General features: G+C 65.7%; 13 protein-coding genes. 7 read left to right on the forward strand and 6 right to left on the reverse strand.

What is annotated here, in order from left to right; genetic code table 11:
* The first annotated feature begins 234 nt into the window (after positions 1-234).
* Positions 235-1,140 (forward strand): GTPase Era, encoded by a 906-nt coding sequence (era, locus tag F8R15_RS18030; protein ID WP_078600868.1) that lies wholly within the window; start codon positions 235-237, stop codon positions 1,138-1,140.
* Complete coding sequence (locus F8R15_RS18035) at positions 1,140-1,478, forward strand: DUF1491 family protein (protein ID WP_152845506.1); 339 nt, start codon at positions 1,140-1,142, stop codon at positions 1,476-1,478. Before era ends, F8R15_RS18035 begins: the two co-directional genes overlap by 1 nt.
* Here F8R15_RS18035 and F8R15_RS18040 read toward each other — a convergent pair.
* The gene (locus F8R15_RS18040; protein ID WP_152845507.1) at positions 1,468-2,133 is read right to left on the reverse strand and encodes a Pr6Pr family membrane protein; all 666 of its coding nucleotides are present in this window, start codon (positions 2,131-2,133) and stop codon (positions 1,468-1,470) included. The genes F8R15_RS18035 and F8R15_RS18040 overlap by 11 nt on opposite strands.
* Positions 2,134-2,176: 43 nt before the next feature.
* Between F8R15_RS18040 and recO the strand changes: the two genes are divergently transcribed.
* Complete coding sequence (gene recO, locus F8R15_RS18045) at positions 2,177-2,902, forward strand: DNA repair protein RecO (RefSeq protein ID WP_152845508.1); 726 nt, start codon at positions 2,177-2,179, stop codon at positions 2,900-2,902.
* 178 nt (positions 2,903-3,080) lie between these two features.
* Here the strand turns inward: recO and F8R15_RS18050 are convergent, their stop codons facing one another.
* The 3 genes from F8R15_RS18050 to F8R15_RS18060 form a co-directional block, all read right to left on the reverse strand.
* The gene (locus tag F8R15_RS18050; RefSeq protein ID WP_078521463.1) at positions 3,081-3,584 is read right to left on the reverse strand and encodes a GNAT family N-acetyltransferase; all 504 of its coding nucleotides are present in this window, start codon (positions 3,582-3,584) and stop codon (positions 3,081-3,083) included.
* Positions 3,585-3,641: 57 nt separating this feature from the next.
* On the reverse strand, positions 3,642-4,640 hold the full coding sequence (locus F8R15_RS18055; protein ID WP_172976254.1) for an NAD-dependent epimerase/dehydratase family protein: 999 nt from the start codon (positions 4,638-4,640) through the stop codon (positions 3,642-3,644).
* Between the two features lie 120 nt (positions 4,641-4,760).
* Entirely contained in the window at positions 4,761-6,425 is a 1,665-nt protein-coding gene (locus F8R15_RS18060; RefSeq protein WP_152845510.1) for an acyl-CoA dehydrogenase family protein, read from the reverse strand.
* A gap of 208 nt (positions 6,426-6,633) precedes the next feature.
* Here F8R15_RS18060 and F8R15_RS18065 point away from each other — a divergent pair, with 208 nt between their 5' ends.
* Positions 6,634-7,392 (forward strand): sulfite exporter TauE/SafE family protein, encoded by a 759-nt coding sequence (locus tag F8R15_RS18065; protein WP_098412161.1) that lies wholly within the window; start codon positions 6,634-6,636, stop codon positions 7,390-7,392.
* Here F8R15_RS18065 and F8R15_RS18070 read toward each other — a convergent pair.
* A complete protein-coding gene (locus F8R15_RS18070) occupies positions 7,389-8,489 on the reverse strand; it encodes a Hint domain-containing protein (protein ID WP_172976255.1) in 1,101 nt (366 codons plus the stop codon). The two genes, F8R15_RS18065 and F8R15_RS18070, sit on opposite strands and share 4 nt — an antisense overlap.
* Before the next feature lie 296 nt (positions 8,490-8,785).
* Here F8R15_RS18070 and dapE point away from each other — a divergent pair, with 296 nt between their 5' ends.
* From dapE to rnr, 3 genes are all read left to right on the forward strand, one after another.
* Positions 8,786-9,928 carry a succinyl-diaminopimelate desuccinylase gene (gene dapE, locus F8R15_RS18075; protein WP_152845512.1) on the forward strand — a complete coding sequence of 381 codons (1,143 nt, stop codon included), beginning with the start codon at positions 8,786-8,788 and terminating at the stop codon, positions 9,926-9,928.
* Positions 9,925-10,341: a GNAT family N-acetyltransferase gene (locus F8R15_RS18080; protein WP_152845513.1), complete on the forward strand. Its 417-nt coding sequence runs from the start codon at positions 9,925-9,927 to the stop codon at positions 10,339-10,341. Before dapE ends, F8R15_RS18080 begins: the two co-directional genes overlap by 4 nt.
* A 164-nt stretch (positions 10,342-10,505) precedes the next feature.
* Entirely contained in the window at positions 10,506-12,812 is a 2,307-nt protein-coding gene (gene rnr, locus F8R15_RS18085) for a ribonuclease R (protein ID WP_152845514.1), read from the forward strand.
* A 3-nt stretch (positions 12,813-12,815) separates the two neighbouring features.
* Here rnr and F8R15_RS18090 read toward each other — a convergent pair whose 3' ends face one another.
* Positions 12,816-14,414: a phosphatidylserine/phosphatidylglycerophosphate/cardiolipin synthase family protein gene (locus F8R15_RS18090; RefSeq protein ID WP_172976256.1), complete on the reverse strand. Its 1,599-nt coding sequence runs from the start codon at positions 14,412-14,414 to the stop codon at positions 12,816-12,818.
* Between the last annotated feature and the right edge of the window lie 11 nt (positions 14,415-14,425).

Below are 14,425 nucleotides of genomic sequence, written 5' to 3' on the forward strand. Positions count from 1 at the left end.
GCGAAGCGGCCCGGGCAGCGCCCGACCGCCCCCTCGGGCGGGCGCTTTCGAGACCATCGCGCGCGGACAACTCTTGCGGATTTTGCCCGATCAAGCGCAGACCACACAGGTATCCCGCCCACCCGGCGGTCAGCCGCTTCCCTCCGCCACATGACAAGATGACTGGCAACGCGCGCCGTTATAAGCTACCCCGCGCCCCGTATCGCTTTCGCGTATCGCCAAAAAGGAACACCCATGACCACACGCGCCGGTTTCGTCGCCCTGATCGGAGAGCCCAATGCGGGCAAATCCACGCTGCTCAACGCGATGGTTGGCGCGAAGGTCTCGATCGTCACCCATAAGGTGCAGACCACCCGCGCCCGCATCCGTGGCGTCGCGATGGAAGGCCAGAGCCAGATCGTCTTTGTCGACACGCCCGGCATCTTCCGCCCGCGCCGTCGTCTGGATCGCGCAATGGTCAACGCGGCCTGGGGCGGGGCGGCCGATGCCGATATGATCGTCCTGCTGGTCGAAGCGCATCGCGGTCTGACGCCGGGTGTCGAGAGCATCCTCGAGGCTCTGCGCGGTCGCGAAGGCACGCAGCCGGTCGCGCTCGCGATCAACAAGATCGACAAGGTGAAGTCCGAGGAGCTTCTGGGCCTGACCGCGAAGCTCAATGAGGCGTATCAGTTCACCAAGACCTTCATGATTTCCGCCGAGCGCGGCTATGGTGTGCAGGATCTCAAGGAATGGCTTGCGGGCGAGATGCCCGAGGGGCCGTGGCTTTATCCCGAAGATCAGATTGCCGATCTGCCGATGCGCATGATCGCCGCCGAGATCACCCGCGAGAAGCTGACCCTGCGCCTGCATGAAGAACTGCCCTATCAACTCACCGTCGAGACCGAGAGCTGGGAAGAGCGCAAGGACGGCTCCGCGCGGATCGATCAGGTGATCTATGTGGCGCGTGACGGCCACAAGGGGATCATCCTCGGCAAGGGCGGCGAGACGATCAAGGCGATCTCCAAGGCCGCGCGCGAAGAGCTGATCGAGTTCCTCGATCGGCCCGTGCATCTCTTCCTGCAGGTGAAGGTGCGCCCGAACTGGCTGGAAGAGGCCGAGCGCTATTCCGAGATGGGTCTCGATTTCAAGGACTCGAAGTGATGAGCGAGGGGCGTCTGACCACGGATTTCTGGGTCCGCGCCTATCTCAAGCGGCTGGAGCTGGCGAACATCCCGGCCTATGTCACCGCGCATGGGCAGGCGTCTTCGGGGGCCGTGCTGGTGAAATGCGCGCGGCTCGACGGGACCGCGCAAAGCTACGAGCGGCGTGCCGACCTGATGACGGGCAAAAGCGCGTGGATGCTGTTGCATGACGGTCCCGAGGCTGCGGTCGATGCCAGCATCCGCAAGCAACGCGGCTTCGACCCCGACCTTTGGGTGATCGAAATCGAGAGCCGCGAGGGGCGCACGATGCTGGACGAGGACGGCCTCAGCGGCTGATCCCGAGCCGGTTGAGACCGCGGCCCAAGGTCACGATCACCAGCCCGCCGATCCAGAAGGCCACGAGGAATTTCACGCACCACAGGCCCAGCCCGCCCCATCCGAGCCTGTCGAGGTTGAGGAAGAAATACGGGTAGAACCCGGTCTCCAGCCCCCGGATCACCGCATAGACGAGATAGACCAGCGGCCACGCCAGCCAGATCACGGCGTGATGGCTCGTCAGCCCGCCTTTCGGCGCGAAGGCCAGCCACCAGACCGGCACGAGGATCGGGGCTGCGGTGTGATAAAGCAGGTTCGAGACGTAATCGAGCCCGTGCAGCGGCGTATCTCCCGCCAGCAGCAGGTGGTAGACCACGCCGACGATCAGGATCCACAGCACGAGCGCCGCAAGGAACGGCTTCGCCAGTGCCCGCTTGCGCCACGCCATCCAGCCGAAGGCGAGGCCCACCAGCGTGTTCGTCCAGATCGTGAAGTAGCGAAACATCAGCCACAGGATGCCCAGCGGCACGGCGGCGTGAGGGTGTTCGGCCATGTTGTTGACGAAGCTCGCGCCGAACGCCGCCAACTCGACGAGGGCGATCAGGGCGGCGAAAAGGATCGAGGCGCGTTTCATGGGTGTGAAGCTAGTGCGGCCCGCGACGTCTGCGCAATTCACGAAGCCGCTTGCGCCGCAACGTCACGGGTCAGATAGTCGGCGCATGGACTGGCAAGACCTCGGCACGATCCTCTCGGCACGACCGCATGGCGAAAGCTCGATGATCGTCGAGCTGTTCACCTCGGCGCATGGGCGACATGCGGGCGTCGTGCGCGGTGGGGCGTCGCGCAAGATGACGGGGATCTTGCAGCCGGGAAACCGGGTCACGGCGACGTGGCGCGCGCGGCTGGAAGATCACCTTGGCAGCTACACGATCGAGCCGCTGCAAAGCCGCGCGGTGATCCTGTCGGACCGGCAGGCGCTGGCCGGGCTGAACGCGGCGACGGCTTTGCTGCGGTTCACGCTGCCCGAGCGCGAGGCGCATGACGCGCTGTTTTTGGCCTCAGAGGCGCTGTTCGACGCGATGGCCGAGGGGGGCGACTGGGTGCCCAGCTACCTGCGCTGGGAATTGGGACTGCTGGAAGAGATGGGCTACGGGCTCGACCTGTCGCGCTGCGCGGTGACCGGGGCGCGCGACGATCTGGCCTATGTCAGCCCGCGCTCGGGGCGTGCGGTGAGCCGTCAGGGAGCCGCGGAATGGGCCCCGAGACTGTTGCCACTGCCGCTCTGCCTGTTGGGGCAGGGGCCCGCGAGCCTTGGCGAGATCGTGCAAGGGCTGCGGTTGACCGGGTTTTTCCTTGGCGAACGGATGGCACCCGATCTGGGCGATCGGCCCTTGCCCGAGGCGCGGCAGCGGTTCGTGGATTTGCTGGGGCGCAGTGCGCGGTAGCTCATAAAACCTGGCGCGGGGCGACTAGCCCCGGGCCGCGCCCGACCCTCCCCCGGGGAAGGCGCATCGGCGATCTCATCGCGGGCACACCCGGCATGCGGGCTTGCGAGATAAAGCGCCAAGCCACAGGCGGAGCACAGCGCCCACCCGAGGCTCGGGCGCGTCCCTCACTTCAAGCTCAAGGCCGCTCGCGATCGTCCAGCAGCAGCGTCAGCAGCGCCAGATCCAGCCAGCGCCCGAACTTCTTGCCGACCTGCGGCATCAAGCCGACCTGCGTGAAGCCAAGCCGCTCATGCAGCCGGATCGAGCCCTCATTCGCGGCGTCGATCGCGCCGACCATGACGTGAAACCCGCCCTCTTTGGCGCGCGCGATCAGCGCCTCCATCAGCTTCGCGCCCTTGCCGCCCGCGCGGTGGTCGCGGTGGACGTACACGGAATGCTCGACGCTCAGGTGATAGCCGTCATGGGGGCGGAACGGGCCGAAGCTCGCATAGCCCACGGCGCGCCCGTCTTCCTCCCAGACCAGCACCGGATAGCCTGCCGCCTGCCGATCCGCGATATAGGCGCGGCGGTTCTCGGGACCGACCTCGATCTCGTTCCAGATCGCGGTCGTGTTGCGCACCGCGTCGTTGTAAATCTCGGTAATCGCCTCTGCGTCTTGCGGTCTTGCGTCGCGGATCATCTGCGCCCCTCCAGTCTGTCGCGCCAGATTTGGCTGCGAAACTGGGCGAGCGCAACGCTATTTCTGCACGATGAAATGTCCGGTGCGGCGCACGGCCTCGGCGGCGGGTACGAACTCGACCCCAAGATCGCGGGTCGCGGCCTCGTGGCTCAGGCGCATCTTCATCCCGAGCATCGGCTTGATCAGCGCGATCTGCTCGTCGAACAGCGCGAGGATCGAGACGATCCAGTTCGGCGCCTTCCGCGTCGGGATCTTGCGGTCGGGGAATTCCGCTTTCAGCACCCGTGCCATCTCGAGGAAGGACATGAAGCTTTCCGCACAGATATAGCGGCGACCGATGCTCTCGGTCCGGTCGAGCGCCGCGACATGGCAGGCGGAGACGTCGGCCACATCGACCACCGGAATATCGAATTCCGGCGCCATCGGGTCCTTGCCCGCCATCAGCCGCTCGATCACCGCGACGGACGATCCGGTGTGACGATCCATCGGCGTGCCGCAGACGAGGCCGGGATTGATCACCGTCAGACGCATCTCGTGATGATCCTCGATGAATTCCCACGCCGCTTCTTCGGCGAAAATCTTGGAGCGCGTATAGGGGCTGCAGGTCGGCGCGCGCGGGTTCGACCAGTCGCGCTCGGTCATTGGGTCGGAGGTCACGCCATGCATCACCGCTTCCATCGAGGAGGTCTGGATCACGCGGGTCACACCGGCGGCCTGCGCCGCAGCCAGCACCCGCTTGGTGCCCTCGACCGCAGGCTGGATCACCTCGGCCTCGTTCTTCGGCTTGCTGAGCGGGAAGGGGGAGGCGGTGTGGATCACGGCGTCGACCCCCGCCATCGCCGCGTCCCAGCCCTTGTCCGCCATCAGATCGGCCTCGACGAAGCTCAGCCGTTCCAGCGCTTCGGGGCCGAGGTCACTCAAGGCGGCTTTCACCTCCTCGCCGCGGCTGGCCTTGCGCAGCGTGCCGCGCACGATCTCGCCCTGCGCCAGAAGGTCATAGGCAATGCGTTTGGCGATGAAGCCGGTGATGCCTGTGACCAGAATTGTGCGAGCCATGCGCCCTCCATTGTGCTGAACCTCGTCGTTCAGCTTGCGGGGGCGTTGCACGGGTGTCAAATCAGAACGGGGCGATGCGAGGTTCGCCCGCATCGCCCCGTTGAATAGAGTTTCGCTGGCTCAGCCGAGGAGACGCCGCGCGATAACCTGCGCCTGAATCTCGGCGGCACCCTCGAAGATGTTCAGGATACGCGCGTCGCAGAGGATGCGGCTGATCTGGTATTCCAGCGCGAAACCGTTGCCGCCATGGATCTGCAGCGCGTTGTCGGCAGCGGCCCACGCCACCCGCGCACCCAGCAGTTTCGCCATACCGGCTTCCAGATCGCAGCGATGGCCGTGATCCTTTTCCCAGGCCGAGAAATAGGTCAGCTGGCGGGCGATCATCGTCTCCACCGCCATCATCGCGAGCTTCGACGACACGCGCGGGAATTCGATCAGCGACTTGCCGAATTGCTTGCGGTCGATCGCGTATTGCATCCCGATCTCCAGCGCCGATTGCGCAACGCCCACGGCGCGGGCGGCGGTCTGGATGCGGGCGGATTCGAACGTCTCCATGAGCTGCTTGAAGCCCTTGCCCTCTTCGCCGCCCAGAAGGTTCTCGCCCTTCACGCGGAAATTGTCGAAGCCGAGCTCGTATTCCTTCATGCCGCGATAGCCGAGCACTTCAATCTCGCCGCCGGTCATGCCCTCGGTGGGGAAGGGGTTGTCATCGGTGCCCGGCGTCTTCTCGGCCAGGAACATCGACAGGCCTTTGTAATTGTCGGTCGAGGGATCGGTACGCGCGAGCAGCGTCATCACATGGGTGCGCTGCGCATGGGTGATCCACGTCTTGTTGCCGGTCACGAGCCAGTCGTCGCCATCCTTGACGGCGCGGGTGCGCAAGGAGCCCAGATCCGAGCCGGTATTCGGCTCGGTGAACACGGCGGTCGACAGGATTTCGCCCGACGACAGGCCCGGAAGCCATTTCTGCTTCTGCTCTTCGGTGCCGCCGCAGATGATCAGCTCGGCCGCGATCTCGGACCGGGTGCCGAGCGAGCCCACGCCGATGTAGCCGCGCGAAAGCTCCTCGGTCACGACGACCATAGAGGCTTTCGACAGGCCCAGCCCGCCATATTCTTCCGGAATGGTCAGGCCGAAGACGCCCAGTTCGGCCAGTTCCTCGATGATCTCCATCGGGATCAGCTCGTCCTTGAGGTGCCATTCATGCGCATTCGGCTTCACGCGGTCCTCGGCATAGCGGTAGAACTGCTCGCGGATCATCTCGAGGTCTTCGTCGAGACCCGACTGCCCGAAGATCGAGCGGCCCTGAACGTCGCGCATCAGCTCGACCAGACGCATCCGAGCGGCGTTGGAATTGCCCTCGGCGATCAGCTTCGCGGCAGCCTCGGACGGGGTCCAGCTGACGTCCATATCGGCCAGGCGCACCATCTCGCCCTGGTTCATCTGGATGCCGCCCGCGATCTGCGCGAGATATTCGCCGAAGCCGATCTGCACGATCAGCTTCTCCATCTCGCCCAGTTTGCCGTCCTCGGCCAGACGTGCGGCCCAGCCGTGCAGTTGCTTGAGCGACTGCTGATAGGTGGTCAGCCAGGCAAGACCGTGGGCGCGATATTGGTTCGCCTCGAGGGCGGCGCCGGAAATGCGGCCGTCTTTCTCGGTTGCGGCGCGCAGGCTCGCGGTCGCGTCGGAGACCAGCGCCTCCAGTTCGGGCAGACTCGCCTCAGCAAGGCCCATCAGGTCGTCCAGAATGATCGTCGTCGGCATATCGGCCCCGTCATGTGCCATGAGTCGGCTCCTTATTCTGCAGTTGCAGCCTGTCTAGTTACTTCGCAACCGCAGCGCAATAAAAATTCGCCAGTAGCGACAATTGCGACGGATAATGTCGCGGCGGTTGTCGGCGTGGTCGGGTATGCGCCTGATTTCACGTCGCTTCACGGCTGTATCCCGCCGCGTAACCCGGTAGAAGCGACGCGGGACACAGAAGGGAACGCGCATGTTCGGGATGGAAGTTTGGCAAATATTCGCGGCGCTTGGCGTCACTCTATTCGCAGGTTTCGTGAAAGGCGCGGTCGGTTTCGCGATGCCGATGATCATGCTCTCGAGCTTCGCGTCCTTCCTGCCGCCGCATCAAGCGCTGGCGCTTCTGATCCTGCCGACGCTGGTGACCAACGTGATGCAGGCCTTCCGTCAAGGGGTCGGCGCTGCGGTGGGCTCGATCAAGAATTACCGGCTGTTCATCGCGATGATCATCGTCTTCATCCCGATCAGCGCGACCCTCGTCGACGTGATCCCGCAGCCGGTGATGTACGCGCTTTTGGGCGGACCGATCGTCGCCTTCTCGATCTGGCAGATCTCGGGACGGCAGATCCCGATGCCCACGCGCCACAGGGCGGTGACCGAGACGGGGTTGGGCATCGTCGCGGGGCTCTATGGCGGGATTTCCGGGATCTGGGGGCCGCCGCTGATCATCTACCTGATCTCGATCGACGCGCCGAAACAGGAGGCCGTGCGCATCCTTGGCGTCGTCTTCCTGACCGGCGCGATCATCCTGACCGGCTCACATCTGGTCTCGGGCGTGCTGAACGCGCAGACGATCCCGCTGTCGCTCCTGATGATCCTGCCCGCGCTGGCGGGGATGAAGCTGGGCTTCAAGGCGCAGGACCGGCTCGACCCGGTGCGGTTCCGGTGGTGGACGCTGATCCTGCTGGGCGTGGCCGGGCTGAACCTGCTGCGCCGTGCGCTGATGGGTTAAGCCACGAAGGGGCGCAACCCCTGACGGCGGGCGGAGGCCAGCGTCTTCGCCTCATAGCCCGAGACGATCTTGCGCACCGGCTTGCGATGGAGCGGCACCCCGCCTTCGCGCAGGAGCCCCGCAAAGGCCGTCGTCGCCGCCAGAAGCGGTTGCCGGGCGAGCCGCCCGATATGCAGGCTCTCCAGCTTGCAGCCATCCGCCATTAGCAGGTGATGGCCGCCCAGGAGCAGCCCGTGCCATTCCAGAACGCCCGGGCAATCGGGTTGCAGCGCGGCGCAGCCATCGGCCAGCGAGCGCGCCTCGATGAGCACCTCGTCCTCGCCGAAGATGAAATCCACCGACGGCCCGCTCAGCGCCACGCGGTGCTGCGGCATCACCCAGAGATCCTGCCGCGCCGAGAAGACCGGCGCACAGAGTTTCACCGGACGCAGGTGCCCGATCGCAGGCAGGCTGATCCGCCCCGACCAGAGGACCGGCTGCGGTCCGGCATCGATGGTCTCGACCAGATCGCCCGCGCGAAGCCGCGCGGCAGGCACCACGCCCTCCGGCGTCTGGATCGGGGTCGCGGGGGCGAAACAGCCCGCCGGTCCCATCGGTTGCAGATGATCGCCAAGCGCCAGCCAATCGACGCGCGGCCCGACCCGCGCAGGCCCCGCCGGATCGAGGAGCGCCGCCGCCTCGTCACGGGTCAGCGGGAGCGGCGCCACGCCCGCCTGCTGCCGGATCGTGCGCTGATCGAGCGCCTCCAGCGTCAGCAGGCTCTCGCGTCCCGGCCCGTCCCAGCGCCATGTGAGCCGCATCCGCCCGCCGGTCAGCCGCTCCTGCGTGGCGTCGATCGAGATCGCATGGACCGCCGAGCCGCGCCGCTGCGCCAGCACGATGCGCCCGTCGACATCGAGATTGAGCGAGAGGAAATTCCGCCAGCCTTCGCGCTGATGCAGATGGATCAGCGGCAGGGGTGACTGCTCGCCGCGCATCAGGGTGAATTCCAGCATCAGGCTGCCGCGTGCGAGCAGCTCCGGCAATCTGCGCTCGTCAAACCTGACCGCGCCGCGATGTGCGATCTGCGCACCGATCCAGCCCTGCTGCGCCCTCATCCGCGACGCTCCGAATGCTGCCTTGATCCCATGCCTGTCTCCGCGCCCGGGGAAACGGACACGAAAAACGCACGCCGCCTGAATGGGCCGCGCGTGGGTCTGTTGCGTCTGACTCCGGGCTTTGCCCTGCTCGATACGCCCGATTTCGGGCTTTTGCTTTTGACATATCATGACACCGCGACCTGCCTTTGGGTAGCCCCTGTCTCCGCGTCACTTGCGCCCGGTGTCGAGCCTGCAACAGCCATTGCCCCGAAGGCCTCGGCGCTCTAAGCCTGTAGCGCTGAAAAGGAGTGCCCATGACGACCGATCCCATCCGCCTGAGCGCCGATCTGATCCGCTGCCCCTCGGTGACCCCGGAGGAGGGCGGCGCGCTGGTCTTGCTGGAAGGCCTGCTGAGCGGGGCAGGCTTCACCTGCACGCGCGTCGATCGCAATGGCACGCCGAACCTTTATGCGCGCTGGGGCGCGAAGGGGGCGGCGAAAAGCTTCGGCTTCAACGGGCACACGGATGTCGTGCCGGTGGGCGATGCCGCCGCCTGGACGCATGACCCGTTCGGCGCCGAGATCGTCGACGGCGTGATGTGGGGGCGCGGCGCGACCGATATGAAGACCGCCGTGGCGGCCTTTGCTGCCGCAGCGGTGGATTTCGTGACCGAGACGCCGCCCGACGGCGCGGTGATCCTCGCCATCACCGGCGACGAGGAAGGCCCGGGCCGCGACGGCACGCGGGCGCTTCTGGATTGGATGAAGGCCGAGGGCGAGGCGATGTCGGTCTGCCTCGTGGGCGAGCCGACCTGCCCCAATGAAATGGGAGAGATGATGAAGATCGGGCGGCGTGGCTCGCTCAGCTTCTATATCGAGGCCGAGGGCGTGCAGGGTCATGCAGCCTATCCGCATCGCGCGAAGAACCCGCTGCATGCGCTGGTCGATCTGCTGGGCCGGATGACCGCAGAGCCGCTCGACCACGGCACCGATCATTTCCAGCCCTCGAGCCTGCAGATCACCACCATCGATTGCGGCAACCCGGCCAATAACGTGATCCCGGCCAAGGCGCGTGCGACCGTGAATATCCGCTTCAACGATGCGCATACCGGCGAGGGGCTGATCGCCTGGGCCGAGGCGATGGCCTCCGAGATCACCGCCGAGACCGGCATCCGCATCGCGCTCAACCCCGATATCTCGGGCGAAAGCTTCGTCACCCCGCCCGGTCCCTTCGTCGATCTCGTCGCGAAATCGGTCGAGGCGGAAACGGGCCGCGCGCCGGAGCTGTCCACCTCGGGCGGCACCTCGGATGCGCGCTTCGTGAAGGATCACTGCCCGGTCGTGGAATTCGGCCTCGTCGGCGCGACGATGCATCAGGTGGATGAACGTGTGCCCCTCGACCAGATCGAAGCCCTCACGCGCGTCTATGCCCGCATATTGAGAGACTATTTCGCATGATCAAGATCGAGCCGGTCACCGATTACACGCCCTGCCATGCGCTGCGCCGGGCCGTGTTCATCGAAGAACAGGGCATCCCCGAGCCCGAGGAATGGGACGATCTCGACGATCAGGCGATCCATCTGCTGGCCAGCATGGAGGGCACGCCACTCGGCACCGCGCGGCTGATCCGCAAGGGTGAGACCGGCAAGATCGGTCGCATCTGCGTGGCGAAATCCGCGCGCGGCACCGGGCTCGGCGCGGCGCTGGTGCGCGACGCCTGCGAACGGTTCGCCGAGATGGGCTGCACCCGCGCCTATCTCTCGGCCCAGAGCTACGCGATCCCGTTCTACGAGAAGCTTGGCTTCGTGCCCTACGGCGAAGATTACGACGACGCGGGCATCCCGCATCGCGATATGGAAAAGACGCTCTGAGCTTCCTCTTGATCCAAGTATCCCGGGGGGCGCGTCAGCGCGGGGGCAGAGCCCCCTCCGCCCAAGCCATGCGCGCCTACGCGCGGGGGCAGCACCCCTCGACACCACTCATTCGCGCCACACTCTTTGAGTGACGCCCCTCACGCCCCATGTTAGGCAAACCCATGAGCAAACCCGCCCCCATCCCCTCGCGCCAGCAAATCCTCGACTGGCTGAACGACAACCCCGACCAAGGGGCCAAGCGCGACATTGCGCGGGCCTTCGGTGTGAAGGGGCAGGCGAAGATCGAGCTGAAGCGCATTCTCAAGGACATGGCCGACGAAGGTCTGATCGAGAAGCGCCGCCGCAATTTCCGCGATCCCAACGTGCTGCCGCCGGTGTCCGTGCTGCGCGTGATGCGCGAGGACAGCCAAGGCGACCAATGGGCCGAGCCTGCCGAATGGAATGGCGAGGGGCCTGCACCTTTGGTCCTCTTCGTTCCGAAGGACGGCGATCCCACGCTGGCTGAGGGCGACCGTATCCTCGGCCGCCTGACCCCGGTGGAGGATGAAGATTACGGCTACGAGGCGCGGCTGATCCGCAAGATCGGGCAGGCCTCGCATCGCATCGTCGGCATTTTCCGCAAGAATGCCGAGGGCGGGCGGATCATGCCGATCGACAAGGGTGTCGGCAACGAATGGCAGGTGCCGGCGGCGGTCACGCAGGGCGCCAAGGATGGCGAGCTGGTCGAGGCCGAACAGACCGGGCCGCGCGGGCGCATGGGGCTCCCGAAGGCGCGCGTGATCGAGGTGCTGGGCGATCCGTCTGCGCCGAAAGCGGTCTCGCTGATCGCGATCCATCAACATGGCATCCCCGACGATTTCCCTGATGCGGTCGTGGCCGAGGCCGATGCCGCCAAGCCCGCGCCTTTGGACGATCGCGAAGACCTGCGCGAGCTGTCTTTCGTCACGATCGACCCGGCGGATGCGCGCGACCGCGACGACGCGGTGCTGGTGATCCGCGACGACGATCCGAAAAACGACGGCGGCTTCCTGATCTGGGTCGCGATTGCCGATGTGGCGCATTACGTCACGCCGGGCTCCGAGCTGGACCGCGAGGCGCGCAAGCGCGGCAACTCCACCTATTTCCCCGACCGCGTCGTGCCGATGCTGCCCGATAGCCTCTCGGGCGATCTGTGCTCTCTGCACGAGAACGTGGACCGTGCGGTGCTGGCGGTGCGGATGAAGATCGACGCGCAGGGGCGCAAGGTCTCGCATCGCTTCACGCGCGGGATGATCCGCTCGGTCGGCTCGCTCGAATACGGGCAGGTGCAATCGGCGCGCGACGGCAATCCGGACGAGAAGACCGAGGATATGGTCGAGGAGATCATCGACCCGATCTACGAGGCTTACGAGGCGCTCAAGCACGCCCGCGCGATCCGTCAGCCGCTGGAGCTGGACCTGCCCGAGCGGCAGATCGTGATCGGCGACGATGGCCATGTCGCGTCGATCCGGTTCAAGGAGCGGCTCGACGCCCATAAGCTGATCGAGGAGTTCATGGTGCTGGCCAATGTGGCCGCGGCCGAGGAACTGGAAAAGCTGCGCCGTCCGCTGCTGTATCGTGTCCACGAAGAACCCAGCCTCGAGAAGATCGAGAGCTTGCGCGAAGTGGCGCAGGCGTCGGGCTTCACGCTGGCGAAGGGGCAGGTGCTGCAGACCGCGCATCTGAACAACCTGCTCAGCCAGTCCGAGGGCTCCGAGTTCGACGAGCTGATCAATATCTCGACGCTGCGCTCGATGACGCAGGCCTATTACGCGCCGACGAATTACGGGCATTTCGGCCTCGCGCTGCGCTCCTATGCGCATTTCACCTCGCCGATCCGGCGCTATTCCGACCTGATCGTGCACCGCGCGCTGATCCTCGGACACGGCTGGGGCAAGGACGGGCTGAGCGCGTGGGATATCGAGAACCTCGAGGACACGGCGAAGCAAATTTCCGATACCGAGCGCCGCTCGATGGTGGCCGAACGCGACACGACCGACCGCTATCTGGCGGCCTATCTGTCGGACCGGGTGGGCAGCGAATTCACGGGCCGCATCTCGGGCGTGCAGAAATTCGGCGCCTTCGTGAAGCTCGACGAGACCGGAGCGGACGGGCTGATCCCGATCCGCGAGATCGGACGCGAATTCTTCCATTTCGACCGCGAGGCGCAGGAGCTCGTGGGCTCGGATACCGGAATGGTCATCACCATCGGGCAGCGCGTCCGGGTGCGGCTGTCCGAGGCCGTGCCGATCACCGGCGGGCTGATGCTGGAGCTGCTGGAAGTCGAAGGGCAGGGGATGCCCTCGGGTGACGGCAAGCGCCGGAAGGGCCGCCGTCCCGGCACGCGTCCGCCGCGCAAAGGTCCCGGTAAGGGCCCGCGCAAACCGGCCCGCGACGCTGCCAAGAAGAAGGCGGTCGCGCGCAAGGTGAAACGCACGCGCAAGAGTTGAGGCTTACAGCATCCACTCGATCGGCAGGCGCTGCGCGATCCACAGGAAGATGCGATGCGAGAAGGGCACGCCCGGCTCGCGCTTGCGCACGCCATGCCCGGGCCGCGACCAGCGCAATTGCTGCGCACGGGTGAGGCGCAGCCGCCATGCGCGGGCGGGGATGAATTCCTTGAAGGTCTCGGAAATTTCCGTCGCGATCTCGGGCGCGTCGATCACGATGCCCAGCTCGGTATTCAGGCGCATCGAGCGCGGATCGAAGTTGAACGAGCCGATGAAGACCCGCGCGCGATCCACCGCGAAAACCTTGGCGTGCAGCTTGTTGCGCGAGAAGGGCGAGGTGCCGCGAATGTCGGAGCCCAGCAGCCGCTCGCGCCGGTTGCGCTCGCTCGGGCGGCGGTCTTCGGCATCGGCGGCGTATTCGTAAAGTTCGATCCCGGCGCGCAACAGCCCCTTGCGGCGATGCGCGTAGCCGGAATGGACCAGCGCCACATCGGTCGCGGCATAGGAATTCGTCAGCACCTTGATGGTCGCCCCCGATTGCGCGATCCGCTTGAGATAACGCACCCCCGTCCGCGTCGGGACGAGATAGGGCGTCACCAGTACCAGTTCTTCCAGCGGTTGCCCCAAGGCGCGCACTAGATATTGCCAGAGCAGTTTGCGCCCCTGCAGAAGTCCATGGATTTTCGACGGGTGGTCGTAGATCAACTGCGCCTCGGCGAAGATCACCCGCGCCTTGCCTGACAGCAGCCGCGACGTCCGGTCTGGATGCTGTAGGTCGTCCGCATAACGCTTCGCCTCGGGCTCCGAGAGGCGGACCTCTTCGGTCTTGATGATGGTCTCGGCCTCTTTCGCCTCGCAGTCGCCCAGCATCTTTTCCGCAGGGATCGCGGGGGGCGCGTTCCAATACAGGTCGAACTGCTTGCCGATCTGCGCCAGAACCGGACCCGCGACGGCGACGTCGAGATCCATGTAGAGCCCGCTCTCGGAGAGGCTGTTGAAATAGTCGTCGCCGATATTGCGCCCGCCTAGGATCGCCATCCGCCCATCCGCGATCATCGCCTTGTTGTGCATCCGGCGGTTCAGGCGGCGGAAATCGGACAGGTAACCCAGAAAGCGCGCGGTGCGGATCGGGAAGGGGTTGAAGAGGCGCACGTCGACATTGGGCAACTGGTCGAGCGCGGCCAGCGTGCGGTCCATCCCCGCCGTGCCGTTATCGTCGATCAGCAGCCGGATATGGACCCCGCGTTTGGCCGCCTTGCGCAGTGCGCCGAGCATGATCGCGCCCGCCGTGTCGTTCTGCCAGATGTAATATTGCAGATCGAGCGAGACCTCTGCGGCGTCGATTAGTTCCAGCCGCGCCGCCAGCGCGTCGAGCGGATCGGCGAGCAGCTGGACCGCACTCTTTGTCTCAATTCCCGTGAGCCGGTCCTGCAGCGCGGTCGCGAAGCGCCCGGTTTCGGGGGCGAGTTGCATATGGGACTTGGGGAACGGGCCTTTGGGGCGCCGATGCGACAGCCTTGCGACGATCAGCGTCAGACCGGCCAGCGCGATGAGGCCGGCGATCAGGGCGAGGCCCAGAATATGAAGCAGTTCCAGTTTCATGGCTGGCATCA

It is taken from the genome of Thioclava sp. JE_KL1, assembly GCF_009296265.1.
Classification (GTDB): domain Bacteria; phylum Pseudomonadota; class Alphaproteobacteria; order Rhodobacterales; family Rhodobacteraceae; genus Thioclava.